Consider the following 18,426-nt stretch of genomic DNA (forward strand, 5'->3'; position numbering starts at 1 on the left):
GAACGCATGATCACTGTGCAGAACCTCACGAAAAGGTATGGCGACCACGTAGCGGTCGACGACGTGTCCTTCACCTGCCGACCGGGGCAGGTCACGGGCTTCCTCGGTCCGAACGGCGCCGGCAAGTCGACGACCATGCGGATCATCGCCGGGCTCACCCCGGCGACCTCCGGGGTCGCGCACCTCTACGGCGTCGATTACCGGACCATCCCGAACCCCGCGACGCAGGTCGGCGTCCTGCTCGACGCGTCGGCGCAGCACGCCGGACGGACCGGTGCCGAGATCCTCCGATTGGCCGCGATGACGATGGGGATCAACGGAGACCGGGTCGACGAGATGCTCGAGATGGTCAGCCTCACACCGGAGGAGGCCGGGCGTCGGGTGCGCAACTATTCCCTCGGTATGCGCCAGCGACTCGGTATCGCCGCCGCGCTGCTCGGCGACCCGAAGATCCTCATCCTCGACGAACCGGCCAACGGCCTCGATCCCGCGGGTATCCACTGGATGCGAACTCTGTTGCGCAACTATGCCGATCGTGGCGGCACGGTTCTGCTGTCCTCGCATCTGCTCCACGAGATCGAGATCATCGCCGACGACATCGTCGTCATCGGCAACGGCCGGATCGTCGCCCAGGGCACCAAGGCCGAACTGCTCGCCGGCGCGGGGTCGCGCGTCCGCTCGCTCGACGACGAAACCCTGTTGCGAGCACTCACTGCGGCCCAGATCGTGGCCCGCCCCAATACATCCGGAGGACTCGACGTCGACGCGGACCCGGTGGAGGTCGGCCGCGCCGCGGCGGCGGTCGGCGTGGTCCTCACCGAGTTGCGTCCCGCCGATGGCGCACAACTCGAAGCCATGTTCTTGCAGCTGACCTCCGACACGCAGCGCGAGCAGCCCACCCTCGAAGGAGCCCTCCGATGACCGTCGCCGACTTCCGCGCACCTCTCCCGACCTCCGGCGGGATCGACGTCGATCGTCCCGGAATCCCGTTCGCGCGTTTGGTCAGGGTCGAACTCCGCAAACTCGTCGACACCCGGGCCGGCTTCTGGCTGACCGCATCGATCGGCGTCATCGCCGCCGTCATCATGGTCGCGATGCTGATCGCCAACCGGAACGATCCCGGCAACCTCAACCTCGGCGAGTTCTTCGGGATGATGAACATCCCCACCGCCATCATTCTGCCGATCCTCGCGATCCTGCTGGTCACCGGCGAGTGGAGCCAACGCACCGCGCTCACGACCTTCACCCTCGAACCCCGTCGGGAACGGATCATCGGCGCGAAACTGGTCGCGTCGATGATCACCGCGGTGGCTGCGGTCGCGGTGGCATTGATCCTCGGGATCGTCGGGAACAGCATCGCCGCCGTCGCCTTCGCCGACCCGGCCGGCGCCTGGGGGTTGAGCGTGGCCGGATTCGTCAATTCCTTTGTCATCCAGGCATTCGGACTGCTGCTCGGATTCGGTTTCGCCGCCCTGATCCTGAACACCCCGGGAGCCATCGTCGCCTACTTCGCACTCCCGACCGCCTTGTCGGTGGTCAGCGAGCTGGTCCCCTGGTTCAAGGACAACCTCGGCCAGTGGGTCGACACGACGCTGACCAACATGCCCTTCCAGTCCGGGGAGTGGGCCACCGGCGGCGAGTGGGCACGGTTGCTGGTGTCCGGTCTCATCTGGATCGCACTCCCCCTCTGCATCGGGCTGGTCCGCGTGATGCGGTCCGAGGTGAAGTAGGACATCCGCCCGAATCGGGCACACACGGTCACCGCCGGCGACACCGCGTCGCCGGCGGTAACCGTGCGGGAGCAGAATCGGACCGAAGTGGGCACAGTACATCTCGCCGAACCGGATCGGCTGCTAGGTTTGCCGGGTTCTCGAGAGAAGAGGAACCCGCGTGTCGTCGTCGAGCCCTGGCATCGAGCCCCCAGCCCAACCGGCAGAACCTGTGGAGGACCCGGCCGCGGAGTCGGTTGTGGAGTCGCCGAACACCACCGAAGACGTTGCCGATGACGCCAGTCCCGCGTGGTGGCGACGCCGCCTCGACCGCTTCTCCTGGGTGGGCCTGAGCGTTGCGCTCGTGTTCCTGTGGCTGTCCATGACACCGTCGCTGCTCCCCCGCGGCGCTCTGTTCCAGGGCATCGTCAGTGGTGCGTCGGCAGCGCTCGGGTACTCACTCGGAGTGTTCTTCTCGTGGCTGATCCGCTTCATGATCTCCCGCGACAAGCCCTGGCCCGCCCCGATGCACCGGGTGTGGGTGGTGCTCGGCCTCGCCGCGATCGCCGGCACCGTGGTCATGCTCGTGATGTTCCAGCGCTGGCAGGATCAGATCCGCACCATGATGGACGTCGACCTGCTGTCCTGGACCGCCTACCCGCAGATCGCGATCATCTGCATCGTGGTCTTCTTCCTGCTCATCCTGATCGGCCAGGCGTGGGGCGATGGCGTTGTCTGGCTGGTCCGCAAGATCGATCGCTTTGCGCCGCCACGCATCTCCGCGGTCGCGGCGATCGTCGTCGCCGTGCTCGTGACGGTCTTCGTGCTCAACGGTGTGGTCGCGAACTACGGTATGCAGGCCCTGAACTCGACGTTCGCCGCGGTCAACGACGAAACAACGGCCGATTCCACACCGCCGACGTCACCCCTGCGGTCCGGTGGTCCGGGTTCGCTGGTGACCTGGGATTCACTCGGACGGCAGGGCCGGATCTTCGTCTCGGTCGGCCCGACCGTCCAGGAGCTGTCGGCGTTCAACGGCGCTCCTGCGATGGAGCCGATCCGCGCCTACGTGGGACTCGGTTCGGGAGACGACCTGCGCGCCAACGCGAAACTCGCCGCGGAAGAACTCGAACGGACCGGTGCGCTGCAGCGGGAGGTCGTCGCGGTGGCGTCGACCACCGGCACCGGGTGGATCAACCAGGCGACGGTGGATTCGATCGAATACATGTACAACGGCAACACCGCGACGGTCAGCATGCAGTACTCCTACCTGCCCAGTTGGCTGTCGTTCCTCGTCGACAAGGAGCGTGCCCGCAAAGCCGGTCAGGCGCTGTTCGAGGCCGTCTCCGAGAAGGTTCGTGCGATCCCGGAGACCGAGCGGCCCAAGCTGGTGGTCTTCGGTGAGAGCCTCGGATCGTTCGCCGCCGAATCGGCATTCGGCACGATCCCCTCACTCAACGCCCGGACCGACGGTGCGCTGTTCGTCGGTCCGACCTTCAACAACTCCCTGTGGGTCGACACGACCGGCAACCGCGACGACGGCACACCCGAGTGGCAGCCGATCTACGAGGACGGTCGCCAGGTCCGCTTCATCGCCGACGCCCCGGATCTCTACAACGCCACCGCCGAATGGGTGCCCGGCCGTGCGGTGTACCTGCAGCACGCCTCCGACCCGATCTCGTGGTGGTCACCGCGACTCATCCTGCGCGAGCCCGACTGGCTGAAGGAGAAGAACGGGCGCGACGTCCTCCCGGCGATGAATTGGATCCCGTTCGTGACCTTCCTCCAGGTCAGCGCCGACATGGCGGTGTCGACCGGGGTTCCCGACGGCCACGGTCACTTCTACCTGGCCGCGATCCCGGCAGCGTGGGCGGAGATCCTGCAGCCTCCGGGCTGGACCCCGGAGAAGACCGAGAAGCTCATCCCGCTGCTGAGCCGCGACTGAACAGGGACAGCAAGAACGGTCGGGTCAGACCGGCGCCCCGCGTTCCATACTCGAAGCGTGACCTCGACTCCTGGTGATCCGGCACCTGATCCCGCATCGAACGATCGGGCACCGAGCAATCGGCCTCCCGGCGAACGTGATCGTCTGCGAGAGTTGCTCGACGCCGTGCTGGCCGACGATCACTCGAATCTGGACGAGATGGCGACCGGCGCATTCTCGTCCCCGTTCCACTTCTCCCGGCAGGTCAGTCGAGGTGCGGGAGAGTCGCCGGTGGCGCTGCGTCGACGGGTCCTCCTCGAGCGTGCCGCCTGGTTGCTACACCATGGCCGGACGGTCACCGAGGTCGCCTTCGACTCCGGTTACGAGTCCGTCGACGGGTTCGCCCGCGCGTTCACGCGCGCATTCGGACACAGCCCCGGACGAGCGGCGGCCACCACCACACCGGCGGAGCACAGCCATTGGCTGCCCGCACCCAACGGCATCCACTTCCACTCGCCCACCGTGCTCTACGTCGACAACGGTGCGCCCACCACGGAGAGCGCCGGCGACGTCCTGATGCTCATGGTTCGGCACGACCTCGACGACGTCGAGGTCCTGCTGGACGCCGCCAAAGGGGTCGACGACGACGAGTGGACCCGAAGACGGCTTCCCGGGCACGAACCACTGCATTGGAACGGTCCGGAAGAGTCGCTCGCCCAGGTGATGTCACACCTCGTCGTCGACAAGCAGCCCTGGCTGGCGACCATCGAAGGCGCCGACATGCCGCCCGACCCGCCGTCGGATCTGCCCGCCCTCGTCGAACTCCACCGAGAATTGACACCCCGCTGGCTGGCACTGATCCGTGACATCGACCGCCGCAACGCCTGGCAGGACCGTGTCATCGACGCCCTGTGCGACCCACCGGAATCGTTCCTGCTCTCCCAGATCGTCGCGCACGTACTGACCTTCTCTGCTCATCGTCGTCAGCTCGCGCGGTGGATGCTGCGCGACGCCGGCGTCGACGTCGGGGTCGCGGCGCTCGATCCCGACCCGATCATGTGGCACCGCAAGCACTCCGGAGGTTTCTAGATGTCATTCCGCTACTACACCGCGACCACCCTCGACGGCTTCCTCGCCGACGACCACGACAGCCTCGACTGGCTCCTGACCCAACCGCTCGAAGAAGGCGGTCCGATGAACTACGACGACTTCTATGCCGGGATCGGCGCCGCGGTCATGGGATACACCACCTACCAGTGGCTCCTCGACAACGAACTCGCCGACGGCAAACCGTGGCCGTATGAGATCCCGTCCTTCGTGTTCACCCATCGCACGATCACCCCGGTGGCCGACTCCATCACCGTCATCGACGGGAACCCCGCCGATCACCGCGACCGACTGACGGAAGCAGCAGGCGGCAAGGACGTATGGGTCGTCGGCGGAGGTGACCTCGCCGCCCAGTTCGCCGAGGCCGGGATGCTCGACGACATGATCGTCTCGATCGCGCCGGTCACCCTCGGGTCCGGACGCCCCCTCTTTCCGCGACGCTACGATCTCGAACTACGGGATTTCGCCCGCAACGGCGTATTCCTCTGCGCGCGTTACTCATTCGTCGGAGCTCGCGCACCACTCGCCGACGTCTGATCCGCCACGAGCAGCTCCAGGGGGCGCTCAGCCCTCGCCCACCGACTTGCGCAGCACATCGGACACCTCACCTCGGGCCCACTTGGGCAGGATGAAGATTCCCTCTGCCTCGGCGCTCACCTTGCCGTTCCGCGTGATAGTGCCGGTGACAAACGTTTTCACACCCTCGACCCGATCTACCCGCGCCTCACCGCGGATTTTCCCGAGCGGGGTCGCGCTGCGATATCGGACGCTGAGGGTGCCGGTCATACCCGGCACGCCCTGGAACTCGGCAGTCGAGCCGAGCAACTGATCGAGGATGAGAGCCAGGACACCGCCGTGGACGAGTCCCGCCGGGCCCTCGTAGGCGGCCCCGAGTTCGACCTCGGTCCAGGTGAACTCCGGCTCGTGGTGCAATTCGACGGGCGGTGCAATCGGATTGCGCCGCCCCAGAACGGCATTGCCCCACGAGCGTTTGGTGCCGTCGGAGTTGAACCGGATGCCGTAGGCACCGGGCAACTGGTCCTTGCGGAGGATGTCGGTGGCGGCCTCGATGAGCCGGCGCGCCTCGGCGATGTCGGCCTCGCCGACCTCGGTGCGCACGGTCGCGTCGATCAGTTCGCGCACGCTCCCGGCGATCGACGACGCGAGCTCGGAACGATGCGCGAGCTCCTCGGGGTCGATGTCCTCCTGGATGTATCCGCTCATGGGTTTCATCTAACAGTGCGCCACCGGCAGTCCGCCCATCGGACGTCCTGACTGCCGAGTAAGCTCCCTCGCATGACAGAGCAAGCCTGGAATGAACGTGACTGGACCGCGTTCGACGTCACCGTTGCCGACCGCATCGCCGAGGTCGCGCTCACCGGCCCCGGTAAGGGCAACGCGATGGGCCCTGACTTCTGGCGCGAGCTCCCCGAGCTCTTCGGTCACATCGACACCGATCCCGAGGTGCGCGCCGTCGTGCTGACCGGCGCCGGCAAGCACTTCTCCTTCGGACTCGACCTCGTCGCGATGGGTGGCACCCTGGCCAACGTCCTGGCCGACAACGCCAAGGCCGCCGCGCGCACCGAGTTCCTGGAGTCGCTGCGCAAGCTGCAGGCCGGGATCACCGCGGTCGCGGACTGCCGCAAGCCGGTCGTCGCCGCGATCTCGGGCTGGTGCATCGGAGGTGGCGTCGACCTGATCTGTGCCGCTGACGTGCGCTACGCGAGCGCCGACGCCAAGTTCAGCGTCCGTGAGGTCAAGGTCGGCATGGTCGCCGACGTGGGCACCCTCGCCCGCCTGCCGTACATCATCGGCGACGGCCACATGCGTGAACTGGCACTGACGGGCAAGGACATCGACGCCGCACGCGCCGAGAAGATCGGACTGGTCAACGACGTCGCCGACGATCAGGAAGCCGTGCTCGCCCTCGCTCGCGCGACCGCCCGGGAGATCGCCGACAATCCGCCGCTCGTGGTCCACGGCATCAAGGACGTGCTCGACCACTCCCGCAGCGCCGCCGTGCACGACAGCCTGCGTTACGTGGCGGCCTGGAACTCGGCATTCCTTCCCAGCGAGGATCTGTCCGAGGCCGTCACCGCGGTCTTCGAGAAGCGAAAGCCGGAGTTCAAGGGGCGCTGACCTCACCGTCCGCTGCGGTGGACCTCCGCCGCCAGCGGGTGTGCTTCGTCCAGCCCGGCCAGCAACCGCACGCCGTCGAGGGGTTGCCCGTGAGGCGCCCCGATGTCGACGCCGGGTACGGCTTCGCCGACCACGTCGACGAAGCGCCCGCGGAGCCTGTCGTTGGCCGTCATCACCGTGCCCATCCAACTGATCCGCGCCTTCTCGCCGGGTCGGTGACCACTGCGTGTCAGCGCGGTGAGCGCCGACCCGGCGAGTTCGTCCGCCGCGTCGTCGATGATCTGTTGCGCGACCGCGTCACCATCCCGGGCGGCCGCGTCGACCGCCCGGGCGAATCCGGCCACCCGCGCGACGCGGTTCGGATCTCCCTGCACCACCATGTACAACTCGTCGAGCGGGCCGAAGACCTCGGCGGCCCGATCTCGTAGAACCGTCGCGGTCCCGCGCCCGTCGAGATCACGCAGCGCTGCGCCGATGCCGGCGCGGCCGATCCAGTACCCGCTGCCCGCGTCACCGAACAGGTGCCCCCAGCCGTCCACCCGGTGTAGGCCGGCGGGCCCGACGCCGAGGGTCACGACACCGGTTCCGACCGCGGTGACCACGCCGTACCCGTCCCGGTTCGCAGCCAGATAGGCGCTGACCGAATCGTGCGCCAGCGCAACCGAGATCACCCCGAGGTCGGCGACTGCGGCGAGCAACGCCGACGGGCGCGCGGCCTGAGGCGTGAGTCCGGAGACCCCCGCGGCCACCGACCAGGTGGCCTCCGGTATCGCGGCGTCGTGGAGGGCCTGCGCGATCTGTTCGACGACAGGCTGGTCGGTGCGGATCGGTCCGAGCTCGCGGTCCTCGGTTCCGGCCGGAGTTTCGATGCGCAGCCGAGTTCCCGTCTGCCCGCCGTCGATGAGGATGTGTCCCGTCGTGTGACCGCCCATGATGTGCACGCTATCCGGCGCCGTGCCGACGGGGCGACGATGTCATGTCACACTAGGCGGATGAAGGTGCGGCGCAGCCTCGCGATCAAGATCGGATCGATCCCCTGGATGCCTCGTTTTCTCCCACAGATCGTGGTGGGTGACAACGCCATTCAGACCGTCACCGGTCAACGGATGACCCTGCTCGACATCGCCGATCTCCCGAACATCACCATTCGGGTGGCGGGTCGGAAGACCGGCGCGATCCGGACCACCCAACTCCTCGCGGTTCCCGACGGCGACGACTGGCTGATCGCCGGCTCCTACTTCGGCGGCCCCAAGATGCCCGCGTGGGTGTACAACGTCCGGGCCGCCGACACGATCGAGATCGTCGTCGCCGGAGTGGTGTCCGTAGCGGTCCCCACCGAACTCGAGGGTGCCGAGCGCGACGCGGCATGGCAGAAGCTACGCACGGTGTGGCCCAATTTCGACCTGTACGAGAAGCGCACCGACCGCCGAATCCCGGTGTTCCGGCTCCGCCCCGCACCGTCTGCCGGGTAGGCCTGGGGGCCGCGTGGTTTCGATACGGCTCGTCGCAAGCTCCTCGCCTACTCAACCAGCAGCCATCCCCGCCCACGCAACCAGCAACCATCCCCGCCCACGCAACCAGCAACCATCCCCGCCCACGCAACCAGCAACCACCCCCGCCCACGCAACCAGCAACCACCCCCGCCCACGCAACCTGCGGAGGAGCCTGCCGACCGAGGAGGTCCGAGGGGCTACCCGAGGGCCGTATCGAGGTCAGGTCACCGGCTCGGCGGTGAACGACGGGGTGTCGGCGGTGAGGTCAACCTCCCCGATGAGGTACTGGACGTCGGTCGTCTCGACGCGGGGTCCGTCCCGGTCGTAGTCCGGCGTGTAGGCCACCCGCCATTCGACCGCGCCCGCGACGTCGACCGTGCCCAGGTCCTTCTCGCTCGGCGTCGCACCGGATCCGGCATCGGGGCGTCGGAGTAGGTACCGCAGACCCGACAGGTCGCGAGGGACCGACCAGCGCACACTGCCGTCGACCGCGGACCGGAACAGTCGCTGGGTACAGCCGGGCACGTCGGCGCCGGCGTCGGCACGGGTCGATGCCGCGCATCGGGTGAGCTGTGCCGAGACGGCGTCGCTGACCGCCGCCACCCCGGTCGGGCTGAGCTCGGCGACCACCTCGACCGTCATCGGCGGGTGCGGACCGGTCGGCGGTTCGTCGGCGGTTCGTCCGACGAAGTCGGTGTCCCGCGAACCCCATCGCTGCGGACCGGGGAAGAGGAAGACGGTGTCCCCGGCCTTCACCTGAGCTCCGAACAGTGTCGGACTCGGCACCAGCAGTGACTCGATGCGTACCTTCACCGCGCCGTCGACGACGGCCCAGCCGTCCCCGGCCCGCGTGACCCTGATGGGCACTTCGACCTCACGTGACCCGAGTCGATAGCGCGTCCGGACCGTCTGAGCGGACTCCCCCGGATCGTCGACCTCGATGTCGGAGATCGGCGCCTCGGCGCGCTGCTGGCGCAGGACCCCGTCGGTGAGGAACCGGGCGTCCGGACGCGGCGTGACGACGGCGAGGGCCGTCGAGGCGTCGGCGTCGGCGAGCGCGGTGAGATAGGTACGGACGGCGTCGGCGGGCGTGCGGGCCCGCCCGTCCTCGCGGGACAGTCCCACGAGGAGGGCGGACACCAGCACGACCGCCAGGATCAACGCCCCGACGCCGATGGTGATCGTCCACCTACGCCGGGTCATTCCGGGCGACCCGCCCGGGGTGTCGGGAAGCCGATCAGGAATCCGATCCGGCCGCGAACGACTCGGTGAGGCTGCCGGCGAGCAACTTCGCGAACTCGGCGGGGTCCTCGAGCTCGCCGCCCTCGGCGATGACGGCCATGCCGTAGACGAGCTTCGCGGTCGGCACCAGCTTGTCGTGGTCACCGTTCGTGTACGCCTTGTTCAGTGCCTCGACCAGCGGGTGGTCGGGATTGAGTTCGAGCGCCCGCTTGGACTTCGGGAACTGCTGTCCCGACGCCCGGTACAGCTTCTCCAGCTGCGGTGACATCGAGAACGTGTCACCCACGAGGCAGGCCGGGGACTCGGTCAGGCGCGACGACAGCCGGGTCTCGCTCACATCGTCGGACAGCGTGGTGGTCAGCCACGACAGCAGGTCGGCGAAGGCCTTCTCCCGCTCGTCCTTCGACCTGTCGTCGGAGTCCTCGTCGTCGGCGTCGAGGTCGACCGCGCCCTTGGCGATCGACTGGAACGTCTTCCCGTCGAACTCGGCACCGGCCGAGACCCACATCTCGTCGACCGGGTCGGACAGGACGAGGACCTCGATCCCCTTGGCGCGGAACGCCTCCATGTGCGGAGAGTTGACGATCTGCTGCCGGGACTCGCCGGTCATGTAGTAGATCGTGTCCTGACCGCTCTTCATCCGGCCGATGTAGTCGGCCAGCGTCGTGAGTTCCTCCTCCGAGTAGGTGCTCGCGAAGGACGATGCCTTGAGCAATGCCTCGCGGTTGTCCGGGTCGTTGACGAGGCCTTCCTTGAAGACGCGGCCGAAACCGTCCCAGAAGGTGCGGTAGTCGTCGGGCCGGCTGTCCCGCATCTCGGTGACCGTCGAGATGACCTTCTTGGTGAGTCGACGACGGATCGCGCGGATCTGCCGGTCCTGCTGCAGGATCTCGCGGGACACGTTGAGCGAGAGGTCGGCGGCGTCGACGACACCCTTGACGAAGCGCAGGTACTCCGGCATCAGCTCGGCGCAGTCGTCCATGATGAACACGCGCTTGACGTAGAGATGGATGCCGACCTTGCTGTCCCGCATGAACAGGTCGAACGGCGGCTGCGTCGGGATGAACAGCAGCGCCTGGTACTCGAAGGTGCCCTCGGCCTGCAGGGTGATGGTCTCCAGCGGTGCATCCCAGGCGTGAGACACATGCCGGTAGAACTCGTGGTACTCCTCATCGGAGACCTCCGACCGCGACTTGGCCCAGAGGGCCTTCATCGAGTTGATGGTCTCGACCTCGACGACCGTCTTGGTCTCGGGCGCCTTGTCCGTGTCCTCGTCGGACTCCGATTCGGGCTTCTCGACGGGGACGGTCTTCTCCACGTCCATGCGGATCGGCCAGGCGATGAAGTCCGAGTAACGCTTGACCAGCTGACGGAGCTTGGTCTTGTCGGCGTAGTCGTACAGGTGGTCCTCGGTGTCGACCGGCTTGAGCGCGAGGGTGACCGAGGTGCCCTGCGGGGCGTCCGGCACGTCGTCGATCGTGTAGGTGCCGTCGCCGGTCGATTCCCAGCGGGTACCGGTGGTCTCGCCGGCCTTGCGCGTGACCAGGGTGACCTTCTCGGCGACCATGAACGTCGAGTAGAAGCCGATGCCGAACTGGCCGATCAGTTCCTCGGCCGCGGCGTCCGAGACACCCTTCTCTCGTGCCTCGGCCAGTGAGCGGCGCAGTTCGGCGGTACCCGAGCGGGCGAGCGTGCCGATCAGTCCGACGACCTCGTCGCGGGTCATGCCGATGCCGTTGTCGGCGACGACCAGGGTGCGCTTCTCGGCATCCGGGGCGAGCGTGATGTGCAGGTCGGAGGTGTCGACGTCGAGGTCCTTGTCGAGCAACGACTCCAGACGCAGCTTGTCGAGCGCATCGGATGCATTCGAGATCAGCTCACGCAGGAAGCTGTCCTTGTTGGAGTAGATCGAGTGGACCATGAGATCCAGCAGCTGCCGGGTCTCCGCCTGGAACTCATGAACTTCGGGCTGAGCGCTCATCGCAGACCTCCATGTTCTGTTCTCGTGTGTTCGGTTGTCACGTGTTCGGTTGTGGACGTGGCATTTCGGTGCAGGGACCGATGCCGGACGCGGGTCCGGCGCGACACGTCGTGACGGACACCGACTTTACCGAGCGGCGGTGTGGCTACCCTGGGTCGGGGACCGACTACCCCGGTTGCGGATGGTGCGCGAGTGAACACCACCCGCGGGGAACGATCAGGAAGCCAGGTGGATGGGTACGCCTCGACTGCTGCTGGTGCATGCACACCCCGACGACGAGTCGCTGTGGACCGGCGGACTCACCGCCCGTCACGTCGACGCCGGCGGCGAGGCCGACCTGGTCATGTGCACCTGGGCCGAGGGGACGATCCGCCACCGTGAACTGACCGACGCCGTCGACATCCTCGGCATGCCGCGTCCGCCGATCATGCTCGGGTACGCCGACGACCGCCGGCCCGAATCGGCACCGGACACCCCACGGCTCTGCGCGGCGTCGTTCGACGAGCAGGTCCGGGCGTTGACCGCCCACATCCGCGAACTCCAACCCGACATCGTCGTCACCTACGACGCGCTCGGCATCTACGGCCACCCCGACCACGTCCACGCCCACCGGCTGGCGTGTGCCGCGGCCGACGCCGCCGCCTCGACGAAGCTCTACCACCGCGCCGGGCCGGCCTGGCGGGTCCGCTCCCTGTACTTCGCGACGATCCCAGAGTGGATGATGGACCTGCTCGCCCCCAGCCTCTTTCCCGAGGTTCCCCGCGATCAGCTGCCCGGCACACCGGAGTCCGAGATCGACGTGACCGTCGACGTGTCGGACCTGGCGGCACGCAAGAAGGCGGGGGTCACCGCACACCGGTCGGAGGTCGACCGCAGCCGCGCGATCGCCGGCTTCATGTCGCTGCCCGACGACATCCAGCACAAACTCCTCAGCGTCGAGTGTTATCAACGCCGCGACCTCGTGCCGGGTGGGTGTGAACTGATCTGACCCCGCTCGCACCTCAGGGAGCGCGAAATCAGATCGCGCTGAGCGTCGACCGCAACCCGCTGGCCCGCTGGACGCGTCGACTGACGGCCGCGGCGAGCACCTCGGCGGTGCCGACGATGCGCACGCGGCTTCGCGCACGGGTGATCGCGGTGTAGAGGAGCTCGCGGGTCAGCAGCTCGGAACCGGCCGGCGGCAGGACGACGGTCACCTGATCGAACTGGCTGCCCTGGCTGCGGTGGATGGTCATCGCGTGAACCGACACGACGTCGGCCAGTTGCGTGGGATGCAGCAGGCGGACCTCGCCGCCGCGCCGGAACGCCACCCGGACCGCATCCGACGCACCGGGACGATTCGCAAGCTGCGGGTCCGCGTCCGGGTCGGCGATGACGACACCGGTGTCGCCGTTGAAGGTCGCGGTCTGGCGATCATTCGCGGTCACCAGGATCGGTTGTCCCACATACCAACCCATGTGTTCGGCCTCGGTCGTGCCCAGCCAGTCGGTGATCCGCGTCGTCCATCCGCGCACACCCCACGAGCCCTCGCGATGCGCACACAGGACCCGGTGAGAGTCGAGGGCGTCCAGAGCTCCCGCCGCGTCGCTCGCGCGAGCCGCACTGCGCAGGCCGCGTCCCCACGACATGATGTCGCCGGCCACTCCATCGAGGTCGTCGGGGGCGACCAGTTCGACATCGTCGATGTCCGGTGAGGTGACCAACTCGAGGACAGCGTCGGGATCTCCCGCGTTGACGGCGGCCGCGACCTTCGAGATCCCGCCTCCGAACCGGAACTGCCGCCGGAGCGTGATGACGCCGTCGGCCAGGCGTGCGACGTCGTCGGGATCGAGGTCCTCGGCCGCCGGGTCGAGGCCCACGGCGTCGAACGCCTGCGTCAGTGTTGCCGGCGGGCCGTCTGTTCCATCGGTTGCCGGGAGGTCGGTTCGTTCGACGAGGTCGGCCAGGACGGCGCCCGCCTCCACCGAGGCCAACTGGTGCGGATCGCCGACGAACACCACCCGCGCGTCGGGACGGACCGCATCGAGGAGACGGCTCATGGCGGTCATCGACAGCATCGACGTCTCGTCGACGACGATGACGTCGTGCGGCAGGGTGCGCCCCCGTCCGTACCGGGGATTCGAGCCGGGACGCCAGCCGAGCAGCGAGTGCAGGGTGACCGCGTGGGCGGTGACCGGCAGAGTGGACTCGGCCTCGACAGAGGCCTGGAGCTGAGCAGCAGCGCGCCCGGTGGGTGCGCAGAGTCCGATGCGCAGGCCGGGGCCCTGGAGACGGTCGAGGACGGCGAGGATGCGGGCGACGGTGTAGGTCTTGCCCGTTCCCGGACCGCCGGCCAGAACCGTTGTCCAGCGGGTCGCCGCGACCGCGGCGGCCAGCTTCTGCAGGGCACCGTCGTCGGGCGAGGAGTAGACCGCCGCGACGGCTTCGCGAAGCGCTACCGTGTCCACCGAGGGTGCAGTCTGCGAACGGCGGTCGAGGATCTCCCGGATCGTCTGTTCCTGCCGGAAGTACTTCTGCAGATAGACGAGTGGGCCGTCGGCGGAATCGCGGACCACGAGCGGCCGCAGCGGTCCGGCGTCGCTGCCGGTGACGAGTGGGCTCACCGCCAACGCGTCCAGAAGTTCACGGGGCGAGGGCATCTCGACCTCTGCGGAGTCTTCCCCCGCAGCCAGCTCCCCGATGCGGTCGAGAGCGAGGCACGTGGACCCGAGACGGACCGCGCGAACAGCCAGAGCGGCGCCGAGACGGGCAGCGTCGGACACCGGTTCCCCGCACATCCGGACCAATCGGTCGGTGATGTGCAGATCCGCGGCGGCGAGCAACCCGGCGGCATTCCAGTCGGCGAGCGTGCCCGTCTCCGAATCGACGCGCTGGACATCGGGTATGCTCATCGACCCCTCCCCCCGGTACCGGCATCCGCACCGGCCAGCGCGTCGGACAGGTCGACGACGAGCCCGGCGGGCAACATCCATTCGAAGACACCGCAACCGGGCGGGGTGTCCGGTCCGGCCATGCCGCGCACGAAGTGGTACTGCACCGGTCCGAGGTGCCGGGCCGGGTCGTAGTCCGGCACCCGCCAGCGCAGATACCGGTGCAGCGCAACCGAGTACAGCATGGCCTGCAGTGGATAGTGGGCGGCGATCATCTCCCCGGCCATGGCCTCGACATCGAAGTCCTCGACCACGAGATCGCCTGGACGGATGCGGTTGGTCTTGTAGTCGACGATCACGTAGCGGCCGTCGGGGATTCGCAGCACCGAGTCGATACTGCCGGTGAGGAATCCGCGGAGGCGCCGGCCCGGCACCGCGCGCAGGTGGTCGGCGTAGGCACGCAGCGGGTCCCCCTCCGGCAGATGCTCCTCCATCAGGTCGGCGAGACGGCCCAGGGTCGTGCCGCCTCCTGATGGCGCCTCGTCCGCGGGGCCGAGGGGCAGTTCGAAGTCGAGTTCGGCCAGACGATCACGAGGGTCGATGCTCCACAGGTCGCCGAACCCGAGTGGCGTGGTGAGCACGCCGATCAGGGCGCCGACGAACCGGTCGGGGTCGATGTCGCCGGCGAGAGCGCCGAGCGCCCGCGAACAGAGTTCTCGCACATGGGCGTCGATGTCCGGCGCCGAGGTGTCGACGTATTCGAGGACCTCGTGGACGAGGGTTCCGAAGGCGGCGCCGAACGGCAGACCGTTCATCAGCGACGGCATCCCGGGACGCGTTGCGGCCGAGTCGGTTCCGACGTCATCTGCGAGGTCGCCCGGGAGGGCGACGGGTTCGTCGTCGAGGATGTCGGTCACCTCGTCGTCGGGTTCGCTGCCGGTCTCGACGACCGAGGTCGACGGCCCACCCGGTGAACCGTGCGCGCCGTGGGCGACGTCGGCGGTGAGGGCCGAATACGAGGTGCGGCGCCAGTCCTGGTCGATCCGGCGGTCGAAGTGCGCGGCGGCCAACACGGCGGGGTTGTTTCCGTCGCCTGCGGCCGGAGCCACGGTGTCCGTGTCGAGTCGGCCGGCCGGTTCGACCGAGATCGCCGGATCCCGCGCGGTGAGGGTGCGCAGGATGCTCACGCAGTCGGCGTCGGACTCGGGGATCGGTACCTCCCCGGCGACCGTCCATTCCGGGTCCCCGGTGGAGGATCGAACGGCGTTGTCGCGGCCGAAGATCAACCGGTGCAGCGGCCCGGTCGTGGTGTTCCGCGACGGCGCCCACCAGGCCACGACCTGCGACTGGGCGCGGGTGAGCGCGACGTAGAGAAGACGTAGATCCTCGCCCGCCACCTCGTCGGCGTAGCGACGGCGTCGTGCGGCGCGGTCCGGTGCCTGCTGGCCGCCCACGTCGAGCCGCCGGGTTCCCGTCTCGTCGTGGTAGGTGATGTTGCCGCGGTCGTTGATCCAGGTGCCGTCCCACCCGTAGGGCACGTAGACGATCGGGAACTGGAGCCCTTTGCTCGCGTGCACGGTCATGATCTGCACGGCCTGGGTGTCGCGGTCGAGGCGTCGGCTCTGGTCCTCGTAACGCTGGCGCGACGAGGTGTCGGTGACCCGTTCGGTCAGCCACTCGACGAGGGCGCTCAGTCCCCCACCGGTTTCGACGACGTGTTTGTTGCACAGCGCCGACACCTGGATGAGGTCGGTGAGGGTGCGTTCGCCGTTCTCGACGGTGAGAACCCGGGCCGCCACCTCATGCGCGTCGAACAGGCGCTGGGCCATCGCGGCGAATCCGCCCTGCGCGAAAACCCGCGCGAGCATAGATAATTCGGCACCGAGCTCGGCGACCTCCGGCTCCGCGGCGGTCGCCACCCGTTCGGTGGACCACCCGAAGAGCGTGGTCAGGGCGGCCATGCGCACCCGGTCCGAGCGTGACGGCTGTTCGACGGCACGCAGCACCCACAGCCAATGCTGGGCAGCCGATGTCGAGAAGACGTTGACACCCGACCCGATCACCGAGTTGATGCCGCGTTCGGCGAGCTCTCGCTGCAGCGGTTCGATGGTGCTGTTGAGCCGCACGAGGATGGCGATGTCGCCGGGGTCGACCGCCCGGGAGACACCGTTCAGGTCGATCCGGTCGCCCCGGGCCAGGACGTTCGCGATGTCGTCGGCGACGTCGGCGGCGATGCGTGACCGCACCTCCTTGACACCGGGGAGGTTGAACGAGTTGAGAGAGGTGAAATCCCGGCGGAGAAAAGCCCGTAGCCGGAACGGCGGACGCCCTTCGAGCCGGCTGCCGGCGAAGGCGGCCCGGACCGGGCGCGCCACGATGTCGGGATGTCCCAGCGTCGCCTCGCCATACAGGTGCTCCAGGGCATGCACGAGTGCGCCGTCGGAGCGACGGTTCACATCGAGCGCTTTCAGGGTGTCGGCGGACGACACCGCGGCGAGGTAGCTGAGCACCTCGGCCCCACGGAAACCGTAGATCGACTGTTTCGGGTCGCCGACGAGGATCATCCGGCGATGGCCGTGGAAGCAGCGGCGCAAGATGTCCCACTGCAGCGGATCGGTGTCCTGGAATTCGTCGACGAGCACCACCGAGAAGGTGTCGCGGATCCGTTGGCACGCACGGCCGCCGACCACCTCGTCGCCGACGATCCGGTGCAGGATCGCCTGCAGGTCGTCGTAGGTGCGCACCCGGGCGTCCCGCTTGCGGGTCTCGACGTGCTGCCGCACGGCCTTGGCGAAGCTCACCCGCCGGGCCGCGACATGGTCGGCGGCCGGGCCGTCGGCGAGTGTGCTCTCGTCCGGCGCGAGTCGCACCGACGCCTGGCGGACGGCGTCGCGCGCGATCTCCCGTGCCTCGGCGAAGCTGAACTCCGGCGAGTCGCTGGCCCAGAAGCCGCGCAGATAGAGGTCGAGCGCGACCTCCTCGGTGAGTTCGTCGACCTCTTCGACGATGGAGTAGACGAGTTCTCGTTCGCCCAGGAAGCCCAGTGCCTCCAGCATCCGGTTGCAGAACGTGTGGGTGGTGGCGATCGTCGAGGCGTCGAAGTCGCTCAGTGCGCGGGCGAGGTTCCTCCGGCGCGTGCGAACCTCCTCCGGGGTACCGCTCGCCAGCTGCCGCAGCAGTGCGTCGTCATCGGCCTGGGCGGGCCCGGACAGAACCTCGGCGGGATCGGCCAGGGCGTCGAGCAGTTCACGCACACGGGCGCGCATCCGTTCCCGCAGTTCGGCGGTCGCCGCCCGGCTGAAGGTGACGAGCAGCATCTCCGAGATCGGTATCCCGTCGGCGAGATATCGCGCCGCGAGCCCGACGATCGCGTAGGTCTTACCCGTTCCGGCACTCGCCTCCAGAACGGTGGTGTGCTGCGGCAGTTCGGCGGTGATGTCGAAGGGCTCCGGGCGTCTCATGTCCCCTCCCGGTGTTGTCCGACGGGAGCCCAGACCGCACGGGCCAGGCCGGCGAACAGCGGTTCGCCCTCTGCCAGAGCGAGTTCCACCCCGCCGAGGACGCGGTCGGCAGGTGCCGCCTGTTCGAGCAGGACGTCGAACTCGACGTCGGCCAGGACATCGCCGCCGAAGGCCAGCTTGAGGTACCGGTCGTGGCGCGGACCGTAGGTGTCGTCGAAGACCTTGCGCGCACTGTTCAGGGCCCAGTGGCTCCGGCGACCGGGCCCGTCGTTGTCGACGAAGGTGAACGCCGGTTCCAGCGGCAGCGGCAGCGGGCGGCGCAGGCCCTCGTCCCGCAGCCTCACGAGCTGATCGAGCAGCGGCACCGGGTCCTCCGGGCGTCGGAGCGTGAGCGTGGTGGTGCCGCCCCCGCGGGCGGCGCGACCCACCGACACCGCGGAGCCGACCCGGGCCGCGCCGGCATTGCCCTGGGTCGCGGCCGCCGCGACGGCGAGGAGCGT

The 18,426-nt window shown here is 68.4% G+C and carries 14 protein-coding genes and 1 pseudogene; 8 read left to right on the forward strand and 7 right to left on the reverse strand.

The features are described from left to right. The first annotated feature begins 6 nt into the window (after nt 1–6). The 5 genes from LQD00_RS01815 (at nt 7) to LQD00_RS01835 (ending at nt 5,277) form a co-directional block, all read left to right on the forward strand. Nucleotides 7–921: an ABC transporter ATP-binding protein gene (locus LQD00_RS01815; protein ID WP_232715397.1), complete on the forward strand. Its 915-nt coding sequence runs from the start codon at nt 7–9 to the stop codon at nt 919–921. Beyond that, nucleotides 918–1,730, forward strand: a complete 813-nt coding sequence (locus tag LQD00_RS01820) for an ABC transporter permease (protein ID WP_232715398.1) — start codon at nt 918–920, stop codon at nt 1,728–1,730. Before LQD00_RS01815 ends, LQD00_RS01820 begins: the two co-directional genes overlap by 4 nt. 238 nt (nt 1,731–1,968) lie before the next feature. Then, entirely contained in the window at nt 1,969–3,654 is a 1,686-nt protein-coding gene (locus LQD00_RS01825) for an alpha/beta hydrolase (RefSeq protein ID WP_406566934.1), read from the forward strand. A gap of 57 nt (nt 3,655–3,711) precedes the next feature. After that, on the forward strand, nt 3,712–4,722 hold the full coding sequence (locus tag LQD00_RS01830; RefSeq protein ID WP_406566936.1) for a helix-turn-helix domain-containing protein: 1,011 nt from the start codon (nt 3,712–3,714) through the stop codon (nt 4,720–4,722). Continuing rightward, entirely contained in the window at nt 4,723–5,277 is a 555-nt protein-coding gene (locus LQD00_RS01835; RefSeq protein WP_232715400.1) for a dihydrofolate reductase family protein, read from the forward strand. A gap of 27 nt (nt 5,278–5,304) precedes the next feature. On the opposite strand, the gene LQD00_RS01840 is transcribed toward LQD00_RS01835, so the two are convergent. After that, entirely contained in the window at nt 5,305–5,964 is a 660-nt protein-coding gene (locus tag LQD00_RS01840) for a PaaI family thioesterase (protein WP_232715401.1), read from the reverse strand. A gap of 72 nt (nt 5,965–6,036) precedes the next feature. Between LQD00_RS01840 and LQD00_RS01845 the strand changes: the two genes are divergently transcribed. Next, entirely contained in the window at nt 6,037–6,879 is an 843-nt protein-coding gene (locus LQD00_RS01845; protein ID WP_232715402.1) for a crotonase/enoyl-CoA hydratase family protein, read from the forward strand. A gap of 2 nt (nt 6,880–6,881) precedes the next feature. Here the strand turns inward: LQD00_RS01845 and LQD00_RS01850 are convergent, their stop codons facing one another. Continuing rightward, nucleotides 6,882–7,811: an N-acetylglucosamine kinase gene (locus tag LQD00_RS01850; protein WP_232715403.1), complete on the reverse strand. Its 930-nt coding sequence runs from the start codon at nt 7,809–7,811 to the stop codon at nt 6,882–6,884. Between the two features lie 60 nt (nt 7,812–7,871). On the opposite strand from LQD00_RS01850, the gene LQD00_RS01855 reads away from it, so the two are divergent. Further along, nucleotides 7,872–8,351, forward strand: coding sequence for a nitroreductase family deazaflavin-dependent oxidoreductase (locus tag LQD00_RS01855; RefSeq protein ID WP_232715404.1), 480 nt, complete (start codon nt 7,872–7,874; stop codon nt 8,349–8,351). A 240-nt stretch (nt 8,352–8,591) separates the two neighbouring features. Here LQD00_RS01855 and LQD00_RS01860 read toward each other — a convergent pair whose 3' ends face one another. Next, nucleotides 8,592–9,575, reverse strand: coding sequence for a hypothetical protein (locus LQD00_RS01860; RefSeq protein WP_232715405.1), 984 nt, complete (start codon nt 9,573–9,575; stop codon nt 8,592–8,594). A 34-nt stretch (nt 9,576–9,609) separates the two neighbouring features. Next, nucleotides 9,610–11,595, reverse strand: a complete 1,986-nt coding sequence (htpG, locus tag LQD00_RS01865) for a molecular chaperone HtpG (protein WP_232715406.1) — start codon at nt 11,593–11,595, stop codon at nt 9,610–9,612. A gap of 232 nt (nt 11,596–11,827) precedes the next feature. On the opposite strand from htpG, the gene LQD00_RS01870 reads away from it, so the two are divergent. Then, nucleotides 11,828–12,583 carry a PIG-L family deacetylase gene (locus tag LQD00_RS01870; protein WP_232715407.1) on the forward strand — a complete coding sequence of 252 codons (756 nt, stop codon included), beginning with the start codon at nt 11,828–11,830 and terminating at the stop codon, nt 12,581–12,583. A gap of 28 nt (nt 12,584–12,611) precedes the next feature. Here the strand turns inward: LQD00_RS01870 and recD are convergent, their stop codons facing one another. The 3 genes and pseudogenes from recD to LQD00_RS01885 all read right to left on the reverse strand — a co-directional run. Continuing rightward, nucleotides 12,612–14,486, reverse strand: coding sequence for an exodeoxyribonuclease V subunit alpha (gene recD / locus LQD00_RS01875; protein ID WP_232715408.1), 1,875 nt, complete (start codon nt 14,484–14,486; stop codon nt 12,612–12,614). Then, complete coding sequence (locus LQD00_RS01880; RefSeq protein WP_232715409.1) at nt 14,483–17,926, reverse strand: UvrD-helicase domain-containing protein; 3,444 nt, start codon at nt 17,924–17,926, stop codon at nt 14,483–14,485. Before LQD00_RS01880 ends, recD begins: the two co-directional genes overlap by 4 nt. Beyond that, nucleotides 17,923–18,426: pseudogene (locus LQD00_RS01885) on the reverse strand (exodeoxyribonuclease V subunit gamma); the annotation flags it as partial. The pseudogene LQD00_RS01885 and the gene LQD00_RS01880, both read right to left, overlap by 4 nt.

Origin of the sequence: Gordonia metallireducens (assembly GCF_021245825.1) — a bacterium.
In the GTDB taxonomy this organism is placed as follows: Bacteria; Actinomycetota; Actinomycetes; order Mycobacteriales; family Mycobacteriaceae; genus Gordonia; species Gordonia namibiensis.

Coding starts and splice junctions, on each gene's coding strand:
- LQD00_RS01845 (WP_232715402.1), top strand. CDS start 6,037: ATGACAGAGCAAGCCTGGAATGAACGTGACTGGACCGCGTTCGACGTC.
- htpG (WP_232715406.1), bottom strand. CDS start 11,595: ATGAGCGCTCAGCCCGAAGTTCATGAGTTCCAGGCGGAGACCCGGCAG.
- recD (WP_232715408.1), bottom strand. CDS start 14,486: ATGAGCATACCCGATGTCCAGCGCGTCGATTCGGAGACGGGCACGCTC.
- LQD00_RS01850 (WP_232715403.1), bottom strand. CDS start 7,811: ATGGGCGGTCACACGACGGGACACATCCTCATCGACGGCGGGCAGACG.
- LQD00_RS01880 (WP_232715409.1), bottom strand. CDS start 17,926: ATGAGACGCCCGGAGCCCTTCGACATCACCGCCGAACTGCCGCAGCAC.
- LQD00_RS01820 (WP_232715398.1), top strand. CDS start 918: ATGACCGTCGCCGACTTCCGCGCACCTCTCCCGACCTCCGGCGGGATC.
- LQD00_RS01815 (WP_232715397.1), top strand. CDS start 7: ATGATCACTGTGCAGAACCTCACGAAAAGGTATGGCGACCACGTAGCG.
- LQD00_RS01840 (WP_232715401.1), bottom strand. CDS start 5,964: ATGAGCGGATACATCCAGGAGGACATCGACCCCGAGGAGCTCGCGCAT.
- LQD00_RS01870 (WP_232715407.1), top strand. CDS start 11,828: ATGGGTACGCCTCGACTGCTGCTGGTGCATGCACACCCCGACGACGAG.
- LQD00_RS01860 (WP_232715405.1), bottom strand. CDS start 9,575: ATGACCCGGCGTAGGTGGACGATCACCATCGGCGTCGGGGCGTTGATC.
- LQD00_RS01835 (WP_232715400.1), top strand. CDS start 4,723: ATGTCATTCCGCTACTACACCGCGACCACCCTCGACGGCTTCCTCGCC.
- LQD00_RS01855 (WP_232715404.1), top strand. CDS start 7,872: ATGAAGGTGCGGCGCAGCCTCGCGATCAAGATCGGATCGATCCCCTGG.